The organism is Erythrobacter sp. RANMB8 (genome assembly GCF_056848235.1).
In genome coordinates, this window is sequence record NZ_JBREHG010000009.1 from 89,500 (window position 1) to 114,103 (window position 24,604).

Genomic DNA, 24,604 nt, shown 5'->3' on the forward strand with positions numbered 1-24,604 from the left:
TCAGCGGCAGTGCAGCGCGGCGAGGATGCCGGCGATCTGCGCGCTCGCGGTGCCATCGCCATAGGGATTATGCGCCCGCGCCATCGCCTGATAGGCCGCATCATCATCCAGCAGCCGCGCCGTTTCCGCAGTGATTACAGCGGCATCCGCCCCCACCAGCCGCGCCGTTCCGGCGGCCACGCCTTCGGGCCTTTCGGTCGTGTCGCGCATCACCAGCACCGGCTTGCCAAGGCTCGGCGCTTCCTCCTGGATCCCGCCGGAATCGGTTAGGACAATGTCGCAGGCGGCCATCATCGCCACGAAATCGAGATAATCCAACGGATCGATCAGGGCGATATTGTCATGGCCCGCGAGCGCCGGACGCATCACTTCGGCGACATTGGGATTGGGGTGCAAGGGATAGATGATCGCGACATCATCGCGCGCTGCAAGTTGCTGCAATCCTTGTGCAATTTGCTGCATCCCCGCACCGAAATTCTCGCGCCGGTGCGCGGTCACGGCGATGATCCGCCGCCCTGCAAACCGCGCCTTCAGCGGCGCAATGGCGGGCGCCAGTGTAGGATCGGCAGCCACCCGCCCTTGCGCGAACATCAGCGCGTCGATCACGGTGTTGCCGGTGACATGTATGGAATTTTCGCCCACGTTTTCAGCGCGCAAGGCATCGGCCGCGGTCTGCGTGGGGGCAAAATGAAGGTCGGCGACCGCGCCTGTCACCTTGCGGTTCACTTCCTCCGGCCAGGGCGAATAGATGTCGCCGCTGCGCAATCCGGCCTCCACGTGCCCCACCGGAATCCGACGGAAATAGCACGCCAGAGTGGCCATCATGGTGGTCAGAGTGTCGCCGTGAACCAGCACGCGATCGGGCTTCAGACTGTCCAGAGCCTCGCCAAAACGGGTCAGAATCCGGGCCGAAAGCGCGTCTAAAGACTGGCTAGGCTGCATCAAGTCGAGGTCTAGATCGGGTCTAAGCGAGGCTAGAGCGAGCACGGAGTCCAGCAATTCGCGATGCTGGGCGGTCACCACCACCTTCACATCGAACCGGCCCGATTCGCGCAGCGCCGCGACCACCGGGAACATCTTGATCGCTTCGGGCCGGGTGCCGAAGGTGACCAGAATGCGCGGCTGCGCGCCCGTCTCGCTCATCGCCGCAGCATGCCCCGCGTGTCGAACACCAGCTTGCCCGCCAGATCGGCAGGCGACAGGTGTTTGAACGCGGTGTGATCGACCAGCACCACCACAATTTCCGCCTGCCGCAGCGCTGCGTCAAGCGTCACCAGCTGCGCGCCCGATCCATCGAAGGCCTTGGGCAGGTCTTCGGTGAAGGGCTCCACCACCAGTATGCGCTCGCCGTGGGTGTGGGAAAGGCTTTCCGCGATTTCGAGCGCCGGGCTTTCGCGGAAATCGTCGATATCGGGTTTGAAGGCGAGGCCCAGCAGCGCGACCTTGCCTTGCGGCGCGGCATCCAGCAGCGCGCGGATGCGGTTTTCGGTGTGCACCGCCTTGTGATCATTGACCTCGCGGGCGGTGCGCACCAGCCGCGCCGCTTCGGGCGCGCCCGCCACCAGAAACCACGGATCGACCGCAATGCAATGCCCGCCCACACCGGGGCCGGGTTGCAGGATGTTGACCCGCGGGTGGCGGTTGGCGAGGCGGATCACATCCCACACATCCACCCCGATCACATCGGCGATCATCGAGAGTTCGTTGGCGAAGGCGATGTTGACGTCGCGGAAGCTGTTTTCGACCAGCTTCACCGTCTCGGCCACGCGGGCGGTGGTGTAGAGGCAATCGCCCTTCACGAAGCTGGTATAGAGCACCGCTGCCCGTTCCGCACAGGCCGGCGTGACGCCGCCGATCACGCGGTCATTGTGCACCAGTTCGTTGACGATCCGGCCCGGCAATACGCGTTCGGGGCAATAGGCGAGCGCAATGTCGGCCTCGTCGGTGCCGCCGTCGCGGGGAACGGCGATGTCGGGGCGCAGTTCGGCGATGATTTCGGCCACCCTTTCGGTGGTGCCGACCGGCGAGGTGCTTTCCACGATGACGCAGGCACCCGGCAGGATCTTGGGCGCGATGGCGCGGGCGGCGGCCTCGACATAGGAAATGTCGGGCGCGTTATCCGGCCCCAGCGGGGTGGGCACCGCGATCATGTAGAAACTGGCCGAGGGCACCTGGGTCGAGGCCACCAGAGTCTGCGCGGTGATCGCGTCATGCACCAGCTTGTCGAGATCGCGTTCCTCGATGTGAACGCCGCCGGCATTGACGGTGTCGACCACCTTTTGCGACACATCGACGCCGCACACGCTCCAGCCGTAGGAGGCGAGCAGAGCGGCGGTGGGCAGGCCGATATAGCCAAGCCCGATCACCGCGACCTGATGGTCGGGCGAGGTAAGGTTCAGCGCCTCGCGGCCCAGAGCCGAAGTGGCATCGAAAGGTGCATTCATGAAATCACTGTCCCGCTTTTCGCGAAAGGGACAGTGGCAACAGAGCCTTAACATCGCGTTAGGCTAACCGGATTTTTCACCATACGCGGCTTCAGGGTTGCGGCGGGGCTGAATGGTCGGAAAGTGCTCTAGCGGCGCGCTTCCTGCACCGATCTGATTGTCCGGACCGCTCGAAAACGGAGGCAATTCAGTCGGTCACGCGGGACCGTGCCTTGTCATCATCGACCGCGGGTTCTACCGGCGCCGGCTTGCTCCCGTGTGCGAGGTCGCGTTTGTCCATGTCCCAGCCCGCAAACCTGATCCTGCCGGTGCTCTGCATTACGGGGCTGGCTGTGGTTGGCCGTATGGCATGGCGCGCGCATTGTCGCCCCGCAGCCGGCGAGCGGCGCGAAGCACTGATGCAGCTGGCAGGGCAGACGGCGAGACTGGCGATGCTGGTGGCGGCTGTCGCGCTTGTGGGCTGCATCACCGACGGGATGGCCGCCATCGCAGCGGCGGCTTTCGCCGGGCTGGTGTGGGCCTTTTGCGAAACGCTGGTGATGATGGTGTGGAAGTATTTCGGCATCGCTCCGCTGGCTGTGGCACGGCATATGTCGATCATGACGGCCGAGGCCGGGGCATCGCGCAATGCCTTGCGCGTTGCGCGGGCCTATCTCCCGGTCCCGACGATGGCGCTGCTGGGGGCTGGCGGCGCGGGCACGATGGCGGTTTGTGTCCTGTCGTATGCGGTCCTGCCATGGCTCGCCGCGGCGCTGGCGGCAGGCGCGGTGATTGCCTTCGCGCTCGGGGCCGGGGCCAGCGGCGGTGTGGCGATGCGCGAGGCGGAGCTCGCCTTTCTCGCCCTTGACGACAGCCTGCCAACCGCCCCTTTGCTGCCGGCGGATCGCAGCAAATCGGTGATCCCTCGTGCAGGTGGCGAAGGCACGGCCAGGCATGTCCTGCTGATCGTCAATGAATCCGCCGGCGATGACGTCATGTGTCATGGCGATATCCCGCTGGCCGAGGCCATCGGCGCTGTCAGCCCCGATGCGTCGGAATGGTTGCGGGCGATCAATCCCGTGACGCCGAGTTCCTGCACCGACATCGCCTTGCCGTGCCTGCTGACCGGCTGCGGGGCGGAGGAAAGCCCTGCGCACCTGCATCGTCTGCCCCTGCTGTTCGATCTGGCCAAGGCGCGGGGCATGACTACGCTGTTCTATTCGGCCTCGACCTTGCGCTGGGCCAATTTCGAGGCATTCTTCGGTCTCGGCAATCCTGCCGGGGCGCTCGATGAAATGGTGACTCCGGAAAGCGCGGGCCTGCCGTTCGCAAACGAGCTTGGCTGTGATGACCATGCTGTCGCCTCGCTGCTATGCGATCGTATCCGTGCGACGCCGGGGCCGCTGTTCATCGTGCTCTACACCTATGCGCTGCATCTGCCGTTCCAGAACGACAGCCCGTCGGTGCCGATACCGGGCCATATCACCGATCGCCGTGCGCGGGCCGCCTATCTGGTCGAACAGGCGCACAGAACCGTGTTTGACGCCTTGCGCCAGGCAGGCCATTACGATGACACGCTGGTTGTCTCGATCGGGGATCATGGCGAGGCCTTTGGCGAAGAGGAAAAGCGGCGGGGCAGTGCCGCCTCGCGGCTCACCAAACTGCCCGATATCGTGACGCGGCCCATGTTCGTGATCAAGCCGCCTGCCGGGCTGGAAGCCGACCGCCGCGCCTGTCTTGAACGGAACATGGCGCGGCTGGTCTCGACCATCGATATTGCCCCGACGATCGCCGGGATGCTCGATCTCGATCTGGCGGGGAGCGATGGCGCAAACCTTGCCTATCGCGGGTTTGATCTCACGCGCGAGGCGATCCCCGAGGCCCGCGTGCATTACACCCTGACGGTCAATCAATGGCGCAGCTGGCCGCTGGCCGGGGCCATGATCGCAAAGGGCGACATGCGGCTATGCGTCGATTACCAGACTCCGGACCTTCTGTGCTGCGATGGCAGCGGACAGCCTGTGCCCGATGATCGCCTGCCCGTGGCCGATGCGCTGCTGCGGGCGACGATGACACAGCCGACCGTGCGCAAGGTCATTGCCCGCGTGTTTCGCGACAAGCTGCGCAAACGCGGCGCTCTGCCGGCAGAACGCCTTGTCGTTGCACCGCCCGATGTCGTCCGCCCCGCACCCGTGCCGGGCGGATATGACGCCTTTTTCGGCCACGACACTGCGGGCTCGGATGATCCTGTCGGCCGGCTGCACTATGCCGGCAAGGCGAAGGGCGAGGCCGGCTTCGGGATCGACCAGAGCGATAGCGGGATCATCCTCTACGGCCCCTATATCGCGCTCGGCAAAGGCGAGTTTGTCGCCAGTCTGGTGTTTGCCCGCGGGTCGCGGATGCACCCGTTCATCGTGGATGTTTGCGCTGCGGGCCGACCGGACATCGCGCGACAGCGGATCACCGGCCTCGCCGATGGTCAGGTGGCCGCGATAAGGTTCCGGCTCGATACGCCAGCCACCGAGGTCGAGGTGCGCCTTCACACCCAAGGCGGCTTCGGCGGGACCTGCCTCGGCCTGTTCATCACCGAGACCGGTGCAGCGTGACGCAGGCCTGCGCCGATCAGGCCGGCGTTACTTCGCCAGCGCCTGCGTATAGGCCGCCAGCAGCGGCGTGATCTGGTGCTGCCAGTTGAGCTCGTTCACCACCCGCTCGCGGCCATAGGCGCCCATCGTCGCGCGCGCGGCGGGATCATCGACCAGCGCCGCGATCTTTTCCGCCAGATCGACCGGATTGTTCGCTTCGGCATAGAGCGATGCCTCCTGCGCGGAGAACCGCCCTTCGGTCACATCGAACTGCACCATCGCCTTGCCGAGGCTCATATATTCCATGATCTTGTTCATGGTCGACTTGTCGTTCATCGCGTTCACCCGGTCGGGGTTGACGCCCAGATCCATGGTCGAGAGCACTTCGAACAGATCGGCATCAGGCGCGCGGCCGGTGAAGGTGATGAAGTCGCCAAGCCCGCGGGCTTCGGTGAGGGCCTTCAACTCCGCCAGCGCCGGCCCACCGCCGACCAGCACGAACTGGATATCCTCGCGGCCCATCTGGCGCACCAGATGATCGACCGCGTCGATCAGGAGGTCGATCCCCTCCTGCTCGCCCATCACCCCGACATAGCCGACCATGTGGGCGCGGCCATTCTTCCAGCTTTCCGCCGGCGCAACGCGCTTCAGTTTGGAGAGGTCAGGGCCGGAACGCACTACATGGACACGATCGGGGGCCATACCGCCGCGCTCGATCGCGATCTTGCGGTAGGAATTGTTGGTCGCGATCGAGACATCCGCCGCCATGAAGGTCAGCTTTTCGAACAGGACCATCAGCCACCAGAAAAACCCGCGCTTGTTGAACTTGGCTTCGTAGAGCTCGGGATTGATGTCGTGGTGATCGAAGATGTAGCGCACGCCGAAAAGCTTGAACGGCAGCGCGACAAGGAAGATCAGATCGGGCGGGTTGCAGCCCTGGATCACGTCGATCCGGCGCTTGCGGTGAATGCGCCAGGCCAGCAGTGTTTCCCAGAACAGCGCCGCGCCATATTCGGCAAGGAAGCCGATTGCGCCCTTGGCTTCCAGCGGCAGGGGGTGGCGGTGGATTTCGATGCCGTCGATCACCTCGAAGCGGCTCTCGTAACCCTTGCCCGTGGGGCAGATGATCGAGACATGCGCCCCCGCCGCCGTGAGCGTGCGCGCCTCCTGCCACACGCGCCGGTCGAAGGGCAGGGGCAGGTTTTCGACCACGATCAGGACATGGCGGCCCTTCAGCGGCTCGCCTTCGATGACCGCAGGGATTCCCTCTTCGGCAGCGATGGTAGCGGGCGCGTTCATCGTCAGGCGATTGCGCTGGTATCGATCACCTTGGCCGGATCGACCGCGAGGCTGTCGATCAGGCGGTTGGTGGCGATGATGCGGGCATAGTCGCGGGCCTCGGCGGTGGCCTTGTCGACCATCAACCCGTCGATCCGCGGCAGCACCGAATAGGCATAGCCGAGGTTCTGTCCGACGAGGTTATCGGGCGCGACCTTGGGGTCGTAGATGTCGAGATCATAGCCCGCCTCCAGCAGCTTCCTCGCCATGTCGACTGCCGGGCTTTCGCGCAGATCGTCGGTCTCCAGCTTGAAGGCAAGGCCGACCAGCAGCACCTTGGCCCCCGGTTCGATCCCGGCGGTGGCGTGCAGGAACTGGTGGTGCTTGTGCGCCTCGTTCGAACGGATCAGCGAATCCACCAGATGCGTGGCAGAGCCGGTGTCGGCGGCGATGTATTGCAGCGCGCGCACATCCTTGGGCAGGCAGCTCCCGCCGAAAGCGCCGCCGGGGCGGGTGTAGTAGGCGGAAAGGTTCAGCTTGGTGTCGCTCTTGAAGATCGCGTGCACTTCCTTCGCGGAAATGCCGAGGTTCTGGCACACGCGGCCGATCTCGTTGGCGAAGGCGACCTTGACCGCGTGCCACGAGTTATCGACGAACTTGGTGATCTCCGCCTCGCGCAGACCGACTTCGAAGACGGGCGCCTCGATCCCTTCGTTCAGTTTCGCCATGTTGGCCGAAGGTTTCCCGCCCAATGTGCCGATCACGATCTTGGGCGGGTTGAAGAAATCCTCGATCGCGGAGGCTTCGCGCAGGAATTCGGGGTTGTAGACCAGTTCGACCGCGCTTTGCGCCGCATCGCCCAGGTGGCTCTGGATGATCGGCCAGATGATGTTCTCGCACGAACCGGGCCGCATGGTCGAACGGTAGGCGAGGGTCAGCGGGGTCTTGCGATCAGGCTTCAGCGCTGCGGCGATCGCGCGAGTGACCTGCGCGATGTAGCTCATGTTGTGCGCGCCATCGACGCCGCTCGGTGTGCCGACACAGACGATGGCGATATCGGCATCGTCGAGCTCGTCGGTCAGCTTCGTCACCGCCTTCACCCGCCCATCGGCATGGGCGGCGGCGATGAGATCGTCGAGACCGGGTTCATAGACCGGCGCGCGTCCTTCGTTCAGCGCGGCGACCTTGGCCTCGCTGACATCGACGCCGATGATCGTGTGCCCCTGGCTGGCGATGCAGCCTGCGGCAGTCGAGCCGACGTAACCCAATCCGAAAATGGCAACTTTCACGAAAATCCCCCAGCGGAAGCGACCCCCCGGTGCGGCGCGTGGCCTAGCAAGCACCCTCGTCTGTTGCAATGCACAATGCTTTTTTGGGGGTGAGCCGCCCCTTGCCAGCGGCGCGCGGCCCCGCTTAAGGCTGCCGCAGAGGGAGAGACGCATGAGCAATGCAAGCGGGCCGCTGACCGGCCTCAGGGTTCTGGAATTCAGCGGTATCGGGCCGGGGCCGCACGTGGCGATGCTGCTGGCCGATCTGGGGGCCGAAGTGGTGCGGATCGACCGGCCGGGCGCGGGCGTCAGCAATCCGGTGGTCGAACGCGCACGGCATCGGCTGGCGGTGGATCTCAAGAGCGAAGAGGGCAAGGCCGCCGTGCGCGCTGCGGCTGCCCATGCCGATGTGCTGATCGAAGGCTTCCGTCCCGGCGTGATGGAGCGGCTGGGGCTGGGGCCGGAGGTGCTGCTCGAAGCGAACCCGCGCCTCGTCTATGCCCGCATGACCGGCTGGGGACAGGAAGGCCCGCTCGCCCATGCAGCAGGCCACGATATCAACTACATCGCGATCACCGGCGCGCTCGCCGCCGTGGGCAAGCCGGGTGAGACCGCCACCCCGCCGCAGAACCTCGTCGGCGATTTCGGTGGCGGGTCGATGTATTGCGCCTTCGGGATCATGGCGGCGCTCTACGAACGCGAACGTTCGGGCAAGGGGCAGGTGGTCGATGCCGCGATCGTCGACGGGGCGACCAGCCTGATGAGCTTCTTCTTCGGCGTGCGCCACATGCCGCATCTTTCGACCGAGCGGGGCAAGGGGATGCTGGGCGGGGCCGCGCACTTCTACCGCTGCTTCACTTGCGCCGATGGGAAGGAGATCAGCCTCGGTTCGATCGAACCGCAGTTCTATGCTGAAATGCTGGCCCGCGCCGGTGCCCCGGAGGAACTGGCGCAGGCCCAGATGAACCCCGCCAACTGGGACGATTACGCCGACAAGCTCGCCGCGCTGTTCCTTACCAAGACGCAAGCCGAATGGTGCGCACTGCTCGAAGGCACCGACGCCTGCTTTGCCCCCGTACTCGGCATCGAGGAGGCTCGCGATCACCCGCACATGAAGGCGCGAGGTGCCTATGTCGAGCATGACGGGATGTGGCACACCGCACCCGCCCCGCGCTTCAGTCGCACGCCGGGCGCGGTGCGTTCGAGCGCAGATGATGGCGCCGATGTCGTAGCGCGCTGGGCGGCCTCGTAATGGCGGGCAAGTTCTTCGACGAATGGGTGGTGGGCGAGCGGATCGAACACGAGATCCGTCGCACCGTGACCGAGACCGACAATCTGCTGTTTTCGACCATGACCCACAACCCGCAGCCGCTGCATCTGGATGTCGAGGCGGCAAAGGCGAGCGGGTTCGGACAGATTCTGGTCAATTCCACCTTCACCTTCAGCCTGCTGGTCGGGCTGTCGGTGGGGGACACGACGCTGGGGACGCTGGTTGCCAACCTCGGCTTCGACAAGGTGGTGACTCCCAAGCCGGTGTTCATCGGCGATACCCTGCGCGCATCGTCCGAAGTGAAGGAACTGCGGGAAAGCAAGTCGCGCCCCGATGCCGGGATCGTCACCTGGGTTCACGAAATGTGGAACCAGCGCGACGAGGTGGTGTGCCGCTGCGAGCGGTCAGCGCTGATCCGGCGTCGCGGTTGATCTGACCTCGCCGCCCAAAGCCTGCCACAGCACGATCCGCGCGCGGCTGGCACGGCCCAGCGCGGCGGCGGCGCGTTCGCCGCTGGCATCGGCGGCGCGGCGGGCTTCGAGCACTTCGAGGAAGCTGGCAAGGCCGGCGCGATAGCGCGTTTCGGCAAGGCTGGCGGCGCGCTGCAACTGGTCGCGTTCGGCGACGGAAAGCTGCGCTTCCCTGTCGGCGGCGGCGACCACGCCGTAAGCGGCCTCGGCATCGCCGAGGGCCTGGAACACCGCGCCGCGATAGGCGGCAAAGGCGGCGCGCTTGTCGGCTGCGGCAGCGTCGATCCCCGCGCCGACCCGCCCGAAATCGAGCAAGGGCCCGGCAACCGCCGCGGTCAGGGTGCCGACGATGGAGTCGCTGTCGAAGATATCCTCGGGATCGAACGCCAATAGCCCGATCACGCCTGACAGCGTGATGCGCGGGAAGCGGGCGCGGGCGGCGGCGGCCAGATCGGCATCGCTGGCGGCAAGACTGGCGGCGGCCGCGGCCACATCGGGCCGGTTGGCGAGCAGATCGGATGGCAGCGCGGCTGGCGCAGGCGCGGGGGCAAGCGCAGGCGCGGTTGTGGCCAGCGCGGCGCGCACTGTCGCCCCGTCCTGCCCGGTCAGCGTCACCAGCCGCCCGATCAGGCGGGCGCGCTCGCTTTCCAGCGCGGCGAGGCGCACGGCGGAGGAGCTTGCGGTGGCCTCGGCCCGGACGCGGTCGAAACCGGGGGCGATGCCTGCGTCCTCGCGCACTCTGGCAAGGCTTGCGAGTTGTTGCGCGGCGGCGTTATCATCCCTGATCGCGGCCGCCCGCGCCTCGATCACGCGCCAGTCGGTGACGCTGGCGGCGATTTCCGCGAGCAGCGCCAGCCGCACGCCCTGCGCTTGCGCCGAGGCGGCATTGATCCGCGCCAGAGCCGCGCGTTCCTGCGCCTTCAGCCGCCCGAAAATGTCCGGATCCCAGCTGGCGGTGATGTTCGCGCCATAGGATGTCTGTTCTTCGGGAATGAAACCCTGCGCGCCCGCTGCGCCGAACTGCGCGGTGTTGATGCGGTTCTGGCGGACATTGGCATCGGCCGTGATGTTCGGCAGGCGTTCGGCCCCGGCGCGGCGGGCACCGGCGCGGGCGGCCTCGATGCGGGCGGCGGCCTCGGCAAGGCTGGGCGCCCCTGCCAGTGCGGCTTGCGACAGTGCGGCATAGGCGGGATCGCCCGTCGGCATCAGCGCTGCGAGCGCGGTCTGCGCGCCGGCATCGGGTGCGAAGAAGAAGGCGTCCGGCAGCTCCGGCGCGGGCGTGGCGATCTCCGGCGCGGGGCTGGCCATGCAGGCCGCCAGCGACAGCGGCAGCAGCGCGGCGGTGACAAGGCGGCGTCGGCGCATGACCTCAGTCCCCCTTCCTTGCCGCAGCCGATTTGGCCGGGATGAAAGCGTCGATCTGCTGGCCGACGCGGAAGGCATCGCTTTGCGGCAGGGCGTAGATCAGCTGGAGCACGCGCACATCGACGCGCTCTGCCGCGGAATTGGTCAGCGAGCGCTTGGGCACGACCTGCGGCTCGGCCCGCACGAAGGTGGCATTGACGTGCATCTCGGCCGCCCCGCGCGGGCTGATGACCGCCGGTTCGCCCAGCGCCACCCGCGCCACCTCGTTCTCGTCGATATCGACGCGCACGTGCAGCGGCATGGTTTCGCCCATCTGGATGAAGGGCAACGATGAACCGCCCTGCGTGGCGACGAATTCGCCGGGACGGATGTTCACCGCGAGGATTTCGCCCGCGATCGGTGCGCGTATGACGAGGCGCTCGATCTCGGTGCGGGCAGCGGCGGCAGCGGATTGCGCTGCGGCAAGACGGGCACGGGCAAGACCGAGGCGGCTGGTCGCGGCAGCTTCCTCGCCTTCGGCACGGATCACTTCGGCGCGGCTGACCGCGGCGGGATCGGCAAGGTTGCGGTAGAGATCGAGCTGCTGGCGGGCGGTGCGCTGGGCGGCGCTCGCTTCGGCAATCGCGGCGCGGGCTTCGCCGATGGCGGCATTGGCCTGATCCAGCTGGGCGCGGGCGGCGCGGGCATCGACAGTGAACAGCACCTCGCCCTTGGCCACACGGTCGCCCGGACGCACGCGCACGTCGGTGACGAGGCCCGCCAGCGCCGAGCCGATGTCGATCACCTCGCTCGAAGGTTCGACAATCCCCGCACCCGCCACCCGCGGCCCTTCAGCCAGTTTTCCCACCGCCTTGGGGGGCTGTTCGGCGGGGTCTGTGGTCGAACGGTCGGGCAGGCCGGAGGTTATCATCCACGCCGCGATGGCAACCCCGATCAGGGCAAGGGCCGGCAGGATCTGGCGGGCAAAACTCAGATTGCGGAACATGGCGTCCTCGGTGCGTTCGTTCGGGAGAGGGTGGGGGGAGAGGGGCTGCGATCAGTGACCATCCGGCATGTCCTTGCCGTCATGGGTGATGCGGCCGTCTTCGAGCACGATGATGCGGTCGGCGAGATCGAAGATGCGGTTGTCGTGGGTGACGATGATGCATGCGCGGTCCGGCGCAACCGCCACTTCGCGCAGCAGGTCCATCACGCGGCGGCCTGACGAGGCATCGAGCGCGGCGGTGGGCTCGTCGCACACCACCAGTCGCGGCTCGTGCACCAGCGCGCGGGCGATGGCGACGCGCTGCTGCTGCCCGCCCGAAAGCTGGCGGGGCAGCTTGTCGGCCTGATTGCCGATATTGAGCTTGTCGAGCAGCACCTTGGCCTTCTCGCGTGCCTCGTCCACCGGCATGCCCTTGGCGATCAGCGGCACGGCGGCGTTGGCCGCCGCGTCGATCGAGGGGATGAGGTTATACTGCTGGAAGATGAAGCCGATGTTCTGGAGGCGGAAATTGACCAGTTCGGTGTCGGTCAGCTTGTAGATGTCGGTGCCGAACACCTTCACCTCGCCCTCGGTGGGGTAAAGGATCCCGCACATGATCGAAATCAGCGTGGTCTTGCCCGACCCGCTTTCGCCGACAACGAAGGTCATCTCGCCGGGGCGGATGTCGGTATCGATGCCGTGCAGCACGCGGATGGTGGTCTGGCCGGCCTCGAAATCGCGGGTGATGCCGCGGGCGCAGATCGCCGCTTCGGGTGCGCAGCCGCCGATGTTTGTGGTGTCCATGATCGCTCCCCCGCTTACCTGAACACCGATGCCGGTTCGGTCTTCAGCACGGAGCGGATCGCCAGCAGGCCGGTGATCGCCAGAATGATCACCACCGCGACAAGGCTGATCAGCGGTATCTGCCAGGGGACATAGAAGCCCTTGAAGAAGGGATTGGCGCCGAAGCTTTCGAGAAAGATGATCGTGCCGACCACGCCAAGGGCATAGCCGATCATGCCGACCAGCCCGGCCTGCGCGGCGACCATCTGGACGATTCTGGCGTTGGTCACGCCGATTGCCTTCAGTGCACCGAACTGTTTGATGTTGTCGCGCAGGAACAGGCTGAAGGTCAGGCCGACAATCGCAATGCCCACCACAAAGCCGAGGAACACGGTGATCCCGAAATTGACCGGGATGCCGGTGTTTTCGATGATGAAATCGACGCCGGCACGCGCAAATTCCGCACGGGTTTCCGCCTTCAGGCCGGTCTCCGCCTCGATCTTGGCGGCCACGGCTTCGGGGGTCTGGCCTTCGGCGACGCCGACCAGCACGAAGCTCAGACGATTGCGCGTGCCGGGCACGAAGTTCAGCGCATTGGAATAGCGGGTGTAGAGCACCACCGTGCTGGTGAAGCTGGGGATCGCATCGGCGATGCCGCGAATCACCGCCCGCTGGTCATTGAGTTCCAGCCGTGATCCGATCGCCTCGCCGCCGCTCGAAAACAGCCGGGTGGTGCCGACATCGTCGATCACCACGGCGTCGGGCGCGAAGAACACCGATTTGTCGCCGACAGCCATGCGCTTGGGCAGGCCGATCAGCGTCGCATCATCGACCCCGATCACGGCCACGCCTTCGAGATCGCCTTCCCTGGTGCGGACATTGGCCTGCGCCCTGAGGTGCGGCACTGCCCATTCGACCCCTTCGACCGCCCGCACCTTGTCGAGCGCGGTTGAAGGCATGGCATAGCTCACATCGGTGGTGCGGCTGACCGGGTCCATGACCCAGACCTCGGCCTCGGGCGCGTTATAGACCCCGCTCGCGCCGCGTTCGACCAGATTGACGAAGATCGTCATCTGCTGGGTGATCAGCAGCGTTGAAAAGGCGATGCCGAACAGCAGCCCGTAGAACTTCTGGGCATCCCCGGTCAGCATCCTGATCGCGATCCAAAGCACGTGCCGGGAACCTCTGCGTGTAGGAGGGGTTGCAAAGGAGAGCCGCTGGGCCCAATATTGAACGATAGCGTTTAATTGAACGGGGCCGTTCATTTTGTCAACCGGCAGTTCATCAGTATCGGAAAAAAACCTTTCGTCTGGCGGGCAGACTCGCAAGGCGGGGCGCCCGCTTGATGCGGCCAAGCGTCAGGCGATTGTCGATACGGCGGCGCACCACTTCTTCCACCACGGCTTTGCCGCAACCGCGATCGAACAGGTCGCCGCCGATGCGGGCGTGTCTAAGGTCACGATCTACAACCAGTTCGGCGACAAGCGCGCGTTGTTTACCGCGGCAGTGGAGTGCGAATGCGAGAAGATGCGCGGGCATTTCTCGCTCGATGCCATGCCCGCTGGCACCATCCGTGAACGCCTGACCGCAATCGGGGAGGCGATGTTCGTTTTCCTCTCCCGGCCCGAAATGGTCCAGTTCGAACGGCGCATCGCTGCCGAGACCGAAGCTGATCCGGCGATCGGCGCGGCCTTTCTCGAAGCCGGACCATGGCGCATGAAACACGCCTTCGCCGCCTATCTGCGCCATGCTGCCGAGGCAGGCGAGCTGGCCATCGACGATCCGATGCTGGCCGCCGAACAATTCGTCGCACTGTGCAAGGGCATGGGTGATCTCGAACAGCGTTTTGGCGTGCCCGTTACGCCCGAAGCCAGTCGCCAGCGCATCGACGGCGCGGTCGGGATGTTTCTTGCCCGATACGGGGTGCATCCATCGGGCGCTGCCGGTCGATAACTTGCGCTGATCCCGACCGGCGCACGCGCAAACCGGTTGGACGGCGAAAGGGATGCATTAGCTTGCGATTCACTTGCCGCACCCTACATTGCAGCTGACGAAAGGAATCCTGTGCGATGAGCGAGCAGAACGATCCCCAACAGCAAGGCGACGGGCCGAACCCCTGGGTCAAGCAGCTGATGATCTGGGGCGGGATTTTCCTCGCCCTGTTGCTGGTGGTGACGATGTTCAGCAATGCGGGCCAGAGCCCCGGCACCGGCATCCGCTATTCCGACTTCCGCGAGGCTGTGGCCGAGGGCGAAGTGCAGGACGTGCAGATGAGCGACGAGATCATCACCGGCACGCTCAAAAATGGCGAACAGTTCAGCACGGTGCCGGTCCCCAACGACTATGAAATCACCAAGCTGATGGAAGACAACGGCGTGCGCTTCACCGGCAAGCAGCGCGAACAGCCCAATATGTTGCTCTACATCCTGCTCAATTCGCTGCCGTTCATCCTGATCCTCGGCATTGCGTTCTTCGCGCTGCGTCAGGTGCAAAAGGGCGGCAATGGCGGCGCGATGGGCTTCGGCAAGTCAAAGGCCAAGCTGCTGACCGAACGTTCGGGCCGCGTGACCTTTGACGATGTCGCCGGCATCGACGAGGCGCGTGAGGAATTGCAGGAAATCGTCGAATTCCTGCGCGATCCGCAGCGTTTCTCCAAGCTCGGCGGGCAGATCCCCAAGGGCGCGCTGCTGGTCGGCTCGCCCGGTACCGGCAAGACCCTGCTGGCCCGCGCCATTGCGGGCGAGGCGGGCGTGCCGTTCTTCACCATCTCCGGTTCGGACTTCGTCGAGATGTTCGTCGGCGTCGGCGCGAGCCGCGTGCGCGACATGTTCGAACAGGCCAAGAAGAACGCGCCCTGCATCGTCTTCATCGACGAAATCGACGCGGTCGGCCGCTCGCGTGGCCACGGCCTCGGCAATTCGAACGACGAGCGCGAGCAGACGCTCAACCAGCTGCTGGTCGAGATGGACGGCTTCGAGGCCAACGAAGGCATTATCATCATCGCCGCGACGAACCGCCCCGATGTGCTCGACCCCGCGCTGCTGCGTCCGGGCCGCTTCGACCGTCAGGTCGTGGTGCCGGTGCCCGATATCGACGGGCGCGAGAAGATTCTGGGCGTGCACATGAAGAAGGTGCCGCTCGCCCCGGATGTGAACCCCCGCGTGATCGCGCGCGGCACCCCCGGCTTCTCGGGCGCGGATCTGGCGAACCTCGTCAACGAGGCCGCGCTGCTCGCTGCGCGCCGCAACAAGCGGCTGGTGGCGATGCAGGAGTTCGAGGACGCCAAGGACAAGGTCATGATGGGCGCCGAGCGCCGCAGCATGGTGATGACCGACGACGAGAAGAAGATGACCGCGTATCACGAGGCCGGTCACGCTATCGTCTCGGTGCACGAAGCCGCGTCCGATCCGATCCACAAGGCGACCATCATCCCGCGCGGCCGTGCGCTGGGCATGGTGATGCGCCTGCCGGAGCGTGACAGCTATTCCTACCACCGCGACAAGATGCATGCGAACCTCTCGGTCGCGATGGGCGGGCGCGTGGCGGAAGAGATCATCTTCGGGCACGACAAGGTCAGTTCGGGCGCTTCGTCCGACATCCAGTATGCGACCAATCTGGCGCGCAACATGGTGACCCAGTGGGGCATGTCGGAAAAGCTGGGGCCGCTTCAATACGAAGAGCAGTCGGAAGGCTATCTCGGCATGGGGGCGGCACAGCGGACCTTCCGTTCGGGCCAGACCAACGAGCTGATCGACAGCGAGATCAAGGGCCTTGTCGAAGGGGCCCATGCGCGGGCGACCGACATCCTCAAGACCCATGAGGACCAGCTCCACCTGCTGGCCCAGGCGCTGCTCGAATACGAAACGCTGAGCGGCGAGGAGATCAAGACGCTGCTCGAAAACGGCAAGATCGATCGCCCCGATGCTCCGCGCGGACCGGTGATCGCCACGCCGGTGCGCGGTTCGGCGATCCCCAAGGCGGGCAAGCGGTTCGGCGGCGGCAAGAGCGACGAAGCGCCGCAGGGCGCCTGATCGTTAGGGCCTGCACACGATAAACAAGGGCGTCCGGAGCAATCCGGGCGCCCTTGTTGCGTCAGGCAGGTGCGAGGTTTCGCTCCGCCAGCTGGGCCAGCTTGCGCTCGATCCCTGTCCACAACTGGCCGAAAGCGGCGGCTGCCGGAGAACGCGGCGCAAAGGCGCCCACCGGCTGGTGCAAGACGGCGCATTGTTCAAGCGCGCTGACCGCCGGGATGACCGGCCACGACGGATTGGCCCGCATCGCTTCCAGATGGAGGTTGCGGCGCCGGTCGATCATCGAAAGCACCGGCAGGATCGGCGGAGGGCGGCGGGTGTGGCGGCGGATTTCCTCGACCACGACATCGAGCGCGCGGACCGAAAGCGGCGAGGGCGGCAGCGGCACGATCACCAGCGTTGCGGCGCGCATGATCTGCGCGCTCAATTCATTGAGCACCGGCGGGCAATCGAGGATCAGGCGTTCGTAGGTGCGCGACAGTTGTTTGCCGAGCGCGGTGATGCGCTGGCGCTGGGCGAGGCGTTGCAACAGCGAATCCAGCTCGCGCAGGCTGTTGTCGGCCGGCAGCAGATCAAGCCCGGCATAGCTGCTCGGCTGGATCAGCGCGCTGGCATCCACATCACCGGCAAACAGGCTGCGCGCCTGGCGTTTGCGCCGTGCCTCAAGCGCGAACATGAAGCCCGCGCCATCGGCGGGATCGAGATCCCACAGCAAGGTGCGCCGCCCCGCCAGCTGTGCCGAGCACCACGCGAGGTTCGCGGCGACAGTGGTTTTGCCGACCCCGCCCTTGGCACTGTAAACCGCAATCACCGGCATCCACGACTCCTTGCGCGCTGATGCCTTGCCTGCGTAGCACCGGCAAGCAGCCCGGCGGCGGATTTCCCGTTATGGGACGAACGAGCGGGCGATCGGTTCCGCAGCCCGTCAGAACGCGCCGAGCAGCAACAGCGCCTGCAGAAACAGCATCAGCACGATCTGGATGCAGAACAGCAGCACGAAGAACCGCCAGCGCGCCGAAAAGCGCGATATCTGATAGGCATGGCGCAGCTGCTTGTAGAGATGCAGCGGGGCGGCGATCACGAACAGCCAGAACGCCCAGCCACCGCCACCCGGGATCGCGCTGAGCAGCGACATGACGATGAACAGCAGCGACATGAAGCTGAGCGAATAGGTCACGAAAATCGCGTGGTCATAGGCCTTGAACTGCCGTCGCCACGCGAACATCAGCCACAGGAACGGGATCGATAGCGGGATCAGCAACCAGCTGAATTTGTAGCCGTTCGATTGCAGCTTGTAGAGCATCAGGCTGGGGTTCTGCTGCCATTTCTTGATGATGCCGTCGTCAAGAAAACCGATCCCGGTCGGTGTGATCCTGGCCTTGCCGCTGGCCGGATCGACGCTGATCATCTTGCGCAGCACCCGCAGTTCGCCATCGATGGCCCTGCGCCTTTCGCTCTCCTTCGCCAGCCCGTCGCGCTCTTTCTCCAGCGTGGTGATCTGCTGCTGGATATTGCTTTCAAAGGCCGAGGCGGCGGTGGGGCTGCCCTGGTAATTGCCGAAGCCCTCGGCAAGGTCGCTCGCCGGTGAAATGCCGACGATCTGGAACACCGCGAACATGGCAAAGACGGTGAACAGGAACAGTGCCATCGGGCTGACGAACTTCGCCCGCTCGCCCGCGATGTAGCGACGGGTCAACTCGCCCGGCTTGAACGCCAGCAGCGGAAGGGTGTCCCAGAGCTTCCCGTCGAGGTGCAGCACCCCGTGCATGATATCATGCGCGATCGCGGCAAGGCTGCGGTGGATGTGTGCCTTTTGCCCGCATTCGGGGCAGTAGTGTCCGGAAAACAGGGTGTTGCAATTGGCGCAGGTGGTCGGCCCATGGGCCGCGCCGCTGCCTTCGCCCTGTGCCGGCTCGACCGCGCTGCCCAGCAGCCCGCCTTCGATTGCCGTGCCCAGCCCTTCGCCCAAACCGTTCATCGCCTGCGCCCCTTCGGCTCCGGTAAGGGCTTTCTATGCCGCCTTTTTTGCGGCTGCGAAAGCAGGCTTTAGCGGCTGGCGAGCTTGCGTTCGATTGCCGTCCACAATTGGGCGATCGCCCGGGCCGCAGGCGAGCGCGGAGCGAAGGCGCCGACGGGCTTGCGCTCCACCGCGCATTGTTCGACCGCGCTGGCAAGCGGGATGACCGGCCATTTGGGGTTCGCCTCGCGCGCTTCGCGGTGCAGGGTGCGGCGCAGGTCGAGCATTGATAAGACGGGCAAGATCGGCGGGTGGCTCTTGCCGCTGCCGCGCACTTCCTCGACCACGGCTTCGAAGGCGCGGGCCGATAGCGGGGAGGGCGGTAGCGGCACGATCACGAGGTCGGCCGCGCGCATGATCTGGGCGCTCAACTCGTTGAGAACAGGCGGACAATCGAAGATGATGCGGTCGTAATCCTTGCCCAGCGCCGCGGTCAGTTTTGCCAGCCGCTTCTTCTTCCCCATCCGGTCTAGCCGGCGGTCGAGATCGCGGATGCTTTCATCTGCCGGGAGCAGGTCGAGGCCGGCATAATCGGTGTGGCGGATCAGCTTTGCAGGGTCTGCTCCATCGTCGAACACACTGTCCGCACTGTGTTTTTTCTTCGGATCGACCCCCAGCAGAAATCCCGATCCGTTGGCTGCATCAAGATCCCACAACAGGGTCTTGCGGCGCGAAATGCTGGCCGAGCACCATGCAAGGTTGACCGCCAGCGTGGTCTTTCCGACCCCGCCCTTGACGCTGTAGACCGCAATCGATGCCATGCCGCGTGGCCACCTTGTGATGTGACGGTTTGGTTACAGCGACAAGGGATAGCGCTGCGCAGGCCATTGGCAAGCGCGGGCAAGCGGGGGTCAAGAACCAGTCAAGAAGGGGTCTGGACGAAGCAAGAAGGGGTCTGGAACAGCCTGAACCGCTCCAAACCCCTACAAATCGCGTCAAATCTTTGAAAAGACGGGTTTATCCGTCGTAATCGCCACCCAGCGAGGAGGTGCGGGCCGGGGCCGATGCGGTGATCCGCAGCGCTTCGGCCGACTGGCTGAGCGAACCGATCTCATCGGCTTCATCCTCATCGTCGGGGAGGATCTTCTGCAGGCTGACCACGACGGCTTCGTGCAGATCGCGCGGAGTGATGGTCTGTTCGGCGATTTCGCGCAGGGCCACGACCGGGTTCTTGTCACGGTCGCGATCAATGGTCAGCTCGCTCCCGCCCGAAATCTCGCGCGCACGCTGCGCTGCGAGCAGCACGAGGTCGAACCGGTTGGGAACCTTGTCGACGCAATCTTCTACGGTAACGCGTGCCATGGGCGGCCTTTTTGTCAGAATCGCTGAAAGTAGGGAAGCGCGCAGCTACGCACGGGGTGGCGCAAAGTCAAGGTAATGCATTGCAGCGCCAATCCCGCTAGGGTGCCGCGATGGATACCGACGCGGCCCTGACCTCAGCCGGAAATGTGCCTGAATACCGCGATCTTGACCCCTTCACGGTCGAGGCGGCGGGACACACCTTCACCTTCTACCCCCACGGGCGGGACCGGCTGGCCGCGCTGACCGGGCTGATCGAAAGCGCCAGCGAAAGCCTCAAGGTGTTCTATTACCTGTTCGATAGCGACTCCTCGGGCACGATTGTCCGCGATGCGCTGGTTGCGGCGGCACGGCGCGGGGTCGATGTGCATCTCATCGTCGATGATTTCGGCAATGATGCGGGTGCGGCTTTCTTCGAGCCGCTGGTCGAGGCGGGCGGGCGGTTTGCGATTTTCTCGCCCAAATGGGGTGCGCGCTATCTGGTGCGCAATCACCAGAAGTTCGTGATTGCCGATGGTGCGCGGGTGATGACCGGCGGGGCCAATGTCTCGGATCACTACTTTGCGCTGCCGGTCGACAATGGCTGGTGCGATCTTTCGGTGGTGATCGAAGGGCCGGTGACCGGGCAGTTCGTGCGCTGGTTCGGGCTGCTGCGCGATTGGGTTGCGGGCGAGGCGCAGGGGCGCGTGGCGCGGCTGCGGGCGCTGCGCGAGATCGTGAAGGACTGGGATGGCGGTGACGGACCGGTGCGCCTGCTGGTCGGCGGCCCGCTGGTGCGGCGCGGTCACTGGGCCTGGGTGTTCCGGCAGGATCTGGCGACGGCGCGGCGGCTGGATACGGTGTCGGCCTATTTCTCCCCGCCGCGTTCTTTCCGCCAGCAGATCGCGCAGGTGGCGCGGCGCGGATCGGTGCGGATGGTGATGCCGGGCAAGTCCGATATCGATGCCGCAATCGACATGGCGCGGCTGCAATATCGCAAGCTGCTGAAAGCCGGCGCGCGGATCAGCGAGTTCGGGCGGTGCAAGCTGCACATGAAGCTGCTGGTGGTGGACGATGCGAGCTATGTCGGCAGCGCGAACCTCGACAAGCGCAGCTTCCGCGTGAATGTCGAACTGATGGTGCGGGTGGAGGATGCCGCACTGGCGGCGCGCTTGCGCGAATTGATCGACCATCTCGAAGGCGCATGCCAGCCGGTCACGCCGAAATGGTATGCCGCGCAGGCCACGCCGCTGGCACGCCTGCGCTGGCGGCTGGCCTACTGGATGAGCCTTGCCGATTACCGGATCAGCAAGCTGGGAACGGGGTGAGCGGCGGGCGGATCGCCTGCCGCCCGCCCGGCCTCAAACGAATTCTGCGCGCAGATACTGTTCCATGAACAGGCCGCTGTGCGGGTTGTGCGATGCGAGGGCGAGGTCGGCGAGGCCTGCAAGGATATCGGCAGCAGGGGCCGTGAAGGCCCCGCGTCCGCCAGCGTCCTGCGCGGCCAGACCCTGATCCGTGCCCAGCGCCGCCTCGCCCGAAGAAGGCCGGGTGAACCAGCCCGACCATGTCTCCGGCCCGAAGCCGTTGGCGGTGAGGTAGTCGATCACTTCCTGCTGCGACTGGTAATTGGCGTAACGGATGTTGCCATCGAACTCCATGATCGCGCGCAGGTAGGCGGTGCCATCGGTCAGGGCGAGATAGACCTCTTGCAGCCCGTCATTGTCGTAATCGTCCGCGCCAAGGACCCGGTTGATGTTCTCGATCTGGAGATCGTTCTGGAAGCGGCGCTGGCTGTCGTTCGGGCCGAACCGCTCGACGATGCCTGCTGCAACGAGCGGGTCGATATAGATGCCGGCCACGCGGGTTTCGCCGGCCCAGCTGAAGTCCATGAAATAGACGAGGCCATCGGGTGCAGTGCCGACGGTAGCAAACCTGCCGATAGCGCGGTTCACAAGGATCTGGTCGATGTCCCCGTCGCCGTTGACGTCAGCTTGTCCGATGCGCAGCCACGATCCGTTGCCGCCCAGCGCATTGCCATCGAAATCGCGGATCGCGTTCATCGCGGTCTGGTAGACAGCCGGGTTCGAGGTGTTGAAATTGACGCTCACCCCCGTGCCCGGCAGCAGGCGGATGGTCTGGTCGTCGAATTGCAGGAATTCGATTGCGGTCAGCGTATCGGTCCCGTCCGGCCCGACCACGCGGAACACACCGGTCGAGGTCTGGGTGACGGTGTATTGCGAACGCAGGCCCCGCACGATCGCGGTGTCGACATTGCTGCCGCCGTTCAAAGTGTCATTCCCGAGGCCGCCGGTGAGGCGGTTGGCCACCGCATTGCCGGTCAGCGTGTCATTGCCCGATCCGCCCACCGCGTTTTCGATGATGGTCCCGCGCGCAATGCTCATGTTGCCGGTGCTGCCACCGACGCTGGAGAAGGTTTCGGGGTTGAGGTTGATCGTCTGGTTGGCCGAGAAGACCGAATAGTCGAGCGTGTCGTTGCCCCCGTGGTCGACGATGGTGAACGCCAGCAGGTTGCCCGCCCCCGAACGCACGGCGCTATCGACCCCGTAGATCGCCCGGCCCGTGTTGTTGCCGACACCGTAGATCGTGTCGCCGGTGCGGGTGATGTTGGCCACGCCATAGGCTTGCTGGATCGCGACGACATCGGCCTGCATCGGCGTGATCGCAAAGGCGCGGCTGAAGCCCTGCGCGGCGAAGAAGGTGTTTTCGGTCTGGTCGAAATAGGACATGACCGTCGTCGCCCAGGAATCGTTCAGATAGAGCGCGTCCTGCACGTAGCTCGCGTTGTTGTTGTAATTGCCGCCATGACCGAGGCCGAGCGCGTGGCCGACTTCGTGAACGTAGGTCTGGAACGAATAGGTGTTGAGCCCCGTTCCGAACTGGGTCAGCCAGCCGGTGCCGACATTGACCGAGGCAGTCGTGATGAAGTTGCCCACGCGGGTCGAGGAGGCGAAGGCGCCTTCCTGATTGTCGTCGAAGGTGATCTGTGTCGAACCGGTGGTTTCGGCAAAGGTCACGCCCAGCACATCCGACCACAGCGCCAGTGCCTCGCGGGCAAGGAACGCGCCCTCGGCGGTCAGGCCGGTGACGTTGACGGTGATCGTGCCGCCCTGCGCCACGTTGAAGCGGCGGGCCGCGCCGGGGCCGCCCCAATATCCGTTGAGCAGCTGGTTGGCGATCTGGTCCGGCGTGAATTCGGTCAGCGGCGCGGCTTCGGCGACCGACACGCGGTAGGTGCCGGCTTCCGAATCGGCGAAGCCGCCGACATCGAGGAAGAAGGTGCCGCTGGTCTGCGCCACGAAGCGGATGCGCGAATAGGTGCCGGAGCTGTCGTCGTTGAAGGCCAGCACGCTGCCGGTCGCGCTGCGCAGGGTCAGCGTGGTGTCGACATCATTGGCACCGCCGGTCGAGGTCGTGATGAATTCATAGGTCCGCCCCGCTTCGAGCGTGACGCGGTACCAGTCACGGTCGCCTGTCGCTTCGAGCGAGGCATTGGTGGCGGCCCCGCCGACAGTGAGGGTCGCGGTGGTGGCGGTGGTGTCCCCCGCCGCATCGACCACGGGGCGCGAGCTTGAGAGAATGTAGCTGCCCGTGGCCGTGCCGAACGAGGTCACATCGAGATAATAGGTGCCGCTGGTGCTCGCGGTGAAGCGGATCTCGGAATAGAGCAGGTTCGCGTTGACGTTGGCGTCATCGTTCTGGGTGATCTGGACGCCGTTGGCATCGCGCAGGGTGAGGATGCTGTCGCGCAAGCCCGAAGGCGGCAGGAACACGGTGAAGGTGTAGCTCTGCCCGGCGACCAGCGAGATCCGGAACCAGTCCGAATCGCCTGCCGTCTCGATGGTGTTCTGCACCGCGCTGCCCGGCGAAAGCGTGGCGGTGGTGCCGACCCCGCCGACCACCGTGTCGGTCCCGGTGTTGTCGGAAAAGGGCAGCCAGGATTTGCCACCGTCATGCGCGTGGCAGGCCACGCAGGCACAGCCGCCATTGTGGATCACGGATTTGGCAATCGTCGCCCGCGCGCCGCCCGGAACGGCATTTTCGGCGAGCATCTGCAGGCGTCCGCTGCCTCCGGCAAAGGTTTCCTGAAACATGCTCAATCTCCCTTGTTCGGGGCCGCTGTGCGCCCCGTGTCATCTGGAATTCCGGCGGCCAGCAACTGTGCCGCAGCACTTGCCAGCCGGCCGATGTCGTCCGGCTGCAAGGCGCGGTCGATGGCATCGACCGAAATGGCCGGATAATCGGTCTGCCGGCCTTCGTGCCGGGCGCTGATCGCGGCGTCGATCGCCCCGCGCTTGTGAATTGTCAGCGCGATCGCCAGCCCTTCCGGCGCCTCCGCCGAGCCGAGCGCCGCGGCCAGATCGCTGGTGAACCGGTCGCAGACCGCCTGCGCATCCATGCCGGCAAGCGCTGTCAGGGAACCACTGGCGGTACATTGGCTGGGCATGGCACTCGTCGCACAGGCGGGTTGCAGGATTGCGGACAGGAACAGGGCCGAAAGAGCTGGCAATCGCAAGCGCATCACAACGACCCCGAACAGTCCGGCCGGAGCATCCCGGCACACGGTGGCAGCATAACAGAAAATCGCCTGTGATTAAGAGGATATTCGTTAAGCGAATCCGAATCCGACTGCCTCAGACGAATTCTGCACGCAGGTACTGTTCCATGAACAGGCCGCTGTGCGGATTGTGGGGCGACAATGCGAGGTCGGCGAGGCCTGCGAGGATATCGGCAGCAGGGGCAGCGAAGGCCCCGCGTCCGCCTGTGTCCTGCGCCGTGAGCGCTTGCTCCGCGCCCAGCCCAGCCTCGCCGCTGCTGCTGCCATTGCCGAACCATCCCGCATAGGTCTCG

Annotated in this window: 21 protein-coding genes; 6 read left to right on the top strand and 15 right to left on the bottom strand. The window is 65.3% G+C overall.

Going from position 1 to position 24,604, the window contains the following annotated elements; all coding sequences use genetic code 11:
* Entirely contained in the window at positions 1-1,143 is a 1,143-nt protein-coding gene (gene wecB / locus ACU0AG_RS11535; RefSeq protein WP_482782431.1) for a non-hydrolyzing UDP-N-acetylglucosamine 2-epimerase, read from the bottom strand.
* On the bottom strand, positions 1,140-2,444 hold the full coding sequence (gene wecC, locus ACU0AG_RS11540) for a UDP-N-acetyl-D-mannosamine dehydrogenase (protein ID WP_482782432.1): 1,305 nt from the start codon (positions 2,442-2,444) through the stop codon (positions 1,140-1,142). Before wecC ends, wecB begins: the two co-directional genes overlap by 4 nt.
* Positions 2,445-2,722: 278 nt before the next feature.
* On the opposite strand from wecC, the gene ACU0AG_RS11545 reads away from it, so the two are divergent.
* Complete coding sequence (locus ACU0AG_RS11545) at positions 2,723-5,029, top strand: sulfatase-like hydrolase/transferase (RefSeq protein WP_482782433.1); 2,307 nt, start codon at positions 2,723-2,725, stop codon at positions 5,027-5,029.
* A 27-nt stretch (positions 5,030-5,056) separates the two neighbouring features.
* Here the strand turns inward: ACU0AG_RS11545 and ACU0AG_RS11550 are convergent, their stop codons facing one another.
* Together ACU0AG_RS11550 and ACU0AG_RS11555 are read right to left on the bottom strand one after the other, a co-directional pair.
* Positions 5,057-6,307 carry a glycosyltransferase family 4 protein gene (locus ACU0AG_RS11550; RefSeq protein ID WP_482782434.1) on the bottom strand — a complete coding sequence of 417 codons (1,251 nt, stop codon included), beginning with the start codon at positions 6,305-6,307 and terminating at the stop codon, positions 5,057-5,059.
* A gap of 2 nt (positions 6,308-6,309) precedes the next feature.
* Positions 6,310-7,575: a nucleotide sugar dehydrogenase gene (locus ACU0AG_RS11555; protein WP_482782435.1), complete on the bottom strand. Its 1,266-nt coding sequence runs from the start codon at positions 7,573-7,575 to the stop codon at positions 6,310-6,312.
* 151 nt (positions 7,576-7,726) lie between these two features.
* On the opposite strand from ACU0AG_RS11555, the gene ACU0AG_RS11560 reads away from it, so the two are divergent.
* Complete coding sequence (locus ACU0AG_RS11560; protein ID WP_482782436.1) at positions 7,727-8,806, top strand: CaiB/BaiF CoA transferase family protein; 1,080 nt, start codon at positions 7,727-7,729, stop codon at positions 8,804-8,806.
* On the top strand, positions 8,806-9,255 hold the full coding sequence (locus tag ACU0AG_RS11565; protein ID WP_482782437.1) for a MaoC family dehydratase: 450 nt from the start codon (positions 8,806-8,808) through the stop codon (positions 9,253-9,255). The genes ACU0AG_RS11560 and ACU0AG_RS11565 overlap by 1 nt, the downstream gene beginning before the upstream one ends.
* Here the strand turns inward: ACU0AG_RS11565 and ACU0AG_RS11570 are convergent.
* Genes ACU0AG_RS11570 through ACU0AG_RS11585 form a run of 4 tightly spaced genes read right to left on the bottom strand, consistent with a single transcriptional unit; the run spans position 9,229 to position 13,578 of the window.
* Positions 9,229-10,659, bottom strand: coding sequence for an efflux transporter outer membrane subunit (locus ACU0AG_RS11570; protein WP_482782438.1), 1,431 nt, complete (start codon positions 10,657-10,659; stop codon positions 9,229-9,231). The genes ACU0AG_RS11565 and ACU0AG_RS11570 overlap by 27 nt on opposite strands.
* A gap of 4 nt (positions 10,660-10,663) precedes the next feature.
* The gene (locus ACU0AG_RS11575) at positions 10,664-11,644 is read right to left on the bottom strand and encodes an efflux RND transporter periplasmic adaptor subunit (protein WP_482782439.1); all 981 of its coding nucleotides are present in this window, start codon (positions 11,642-11,644) and stop codon (positions 10,664-10,666) included.
* A gap of 51 nt (positions 11,645-11,695) precedes the next feature.
* Positions 11,696-12,427, bottom strand: a complete 732-nt coding sequence (locus tag ACU0AG_RS11580; protein ID WP_482782440.1) for an ABC transporter ATP-binding protein — start codon at positions 12,425-12,427, stop codon at positions 11,696-11,698.
* 14 nt (positions 12,428-12,441) lie between these two features.
* Complete coding sequence (locus tag ACU0AG_RS11585; protein ID WP_482782441.1) at positions 12,442-13,578, bottom strand: ABC transporter permease; 1,137 nt, start codon at positions 13,576-13,578, stop codon at positions 12,442-12,444.
* 94 nt (positions 13,579-13,672) lie between these two features.
* On the opposite strand from ACU0AG_RS11585, the gene ACU0AG_RS11590 reads away from it, so the two are divergent.
* Positions 13,673-14,359: a TetR/AcrR family transcriptional regulator gene (locus ACU0AG_RS11590; RefSeq protein ID WP_482782442.1), complete on the top strand. Its 687-nt coding sequence runs from the start codon at positions 13,673-13,675 to the stop codon at positions 14,357-14,359.
* A gap of 116 nt (positions 14,360-14,475) precedes the next feature.
* The gene (ftsH, locus tag ACU0AG_RS11595; RefSeq protein ID WP_482782443.1) at positions 14,476-16,437 is read left to right on the top strand and encodes an ATP-dependent zinc metalloprotease FtsH; all 1,962 of its coding nucleotides are present in this window, start codon (positions 14,476-14,478) and stop codon (positions 16,435-16,437) included.
* 61 nt (positions 16,438-16,498) lie between these two features.
* Here the strand turns inward: ftsH and ACU0AG_RS11600 are convergent, their stop codons facing one another.
* From ACU0AG_RS11600 to rpoZ, 4 genes are all read right to left on the bottom strand, one after another.
* Positions 16,499-17,254 carry a ParA family protein gene (locus ACU0AG_RS11600; RefSeq protein ID WP_482782444.1) on the bottom strand — a complete coding sequence of 252 codons (756 nt, stop codon included), beginning with the start codon at positions 17,252-17,254 and terminating at the stop codon, positions 16,499-16,501.
* Between the two features lie 108 nt (positions 17,255-17,362).
* A complete protein-coding gene (locus tag ACU0AG_RS11605) occupies positions 17,363-18,415 on the bottom strand; it encodes a DUF3667 domain-containing protein (protein ID WP_482782445.1) in 1,053 nt (350 codons plus the stop codon).
* A 68-nt stretch (positions 18,416-18,483) separates the two neighbouring features.
* Positions 18,484-19,215 carry a ParA family protein gene (locus ACU0AG_RS11610; RefSeq protein WP_482782446.1) on the bottom strand — a complete coding sequence of 244 codons (732 nt, stop codon included), beginning with the start codon at positions 19,213-19,215 and terminating at the stop codon, positions 18,484-18,486.
* A gap of 196 nt (positions 19,216-19,411) precedes the next feature.
* Entirely contained in the window at positions 19,412-19,756 is a 345-nt protein-coding gene (rpoZ, locus tag ACU0AG_RS11615; RefSeq protein WP_069308656.1) for a DNA-directed RNA polymerase subunit omega, read from the bottom strand.
* A 110-nt stretch (positions 19,757-19,866) separates the two neighbouring features.
* Here rpoZ and ACU0AG_RS11620 point away from each other — a divergent pair, with 110 nt between their 5' ends.
* Positions 19,867-21,060, top strand: a complete 1,194-nt coding sequence (locus ACU0AG_RS11620; RefSeq protein WP_482782447.1) for a phospholipase D-like domain-containing protein — start codon at positions 19,867-19,869, stop codon at positions 21,058-21,060.
* Between the two features lie 33 nt (positions 21,061-21,093).
* On the opposite strand, the gene ACU0AG_RS11625 is transcribed toward ACU0AG_RS11620, so the two are convergent.
* The 3 genes from ACU0AG_RS11625 to ACU0AG_RS11635 form a co-directional block, all read right to left on the bottom strand.
* Positions 21,094-23,847 (bottom strand): M10 family metallopeptidase C-terminal domain-containing protein, encoded by a 2,754-nt coding sequence (locus tag ACU0AG_RS11625; protein WP_482782448.1) that lies wholly within the window; start codon positions 23,845-23,847, stop codon positions 21,094-21,096.
* Between the two features lie 2 nt (positions 23,848-23,849).
* Positions 23,850-24,200, bottom strand: coding sequence for a hypothetical protein (locus tag ACU0AG_RS11630; protein ID WP_482782449.1), 351 nt, complete (start codon positions 24,198-24,200; stop codon positions 23,850-23,852).
* Between the two features lie 187 nt (positions 24,201-24,387).
* The coding region (locus ACU0AG_RS11635) for a hypothetical protein (protein WP_482782450.1) at positions 24,388-24,604 on the bottom strand (217 nt) is incomplete at its 5' end.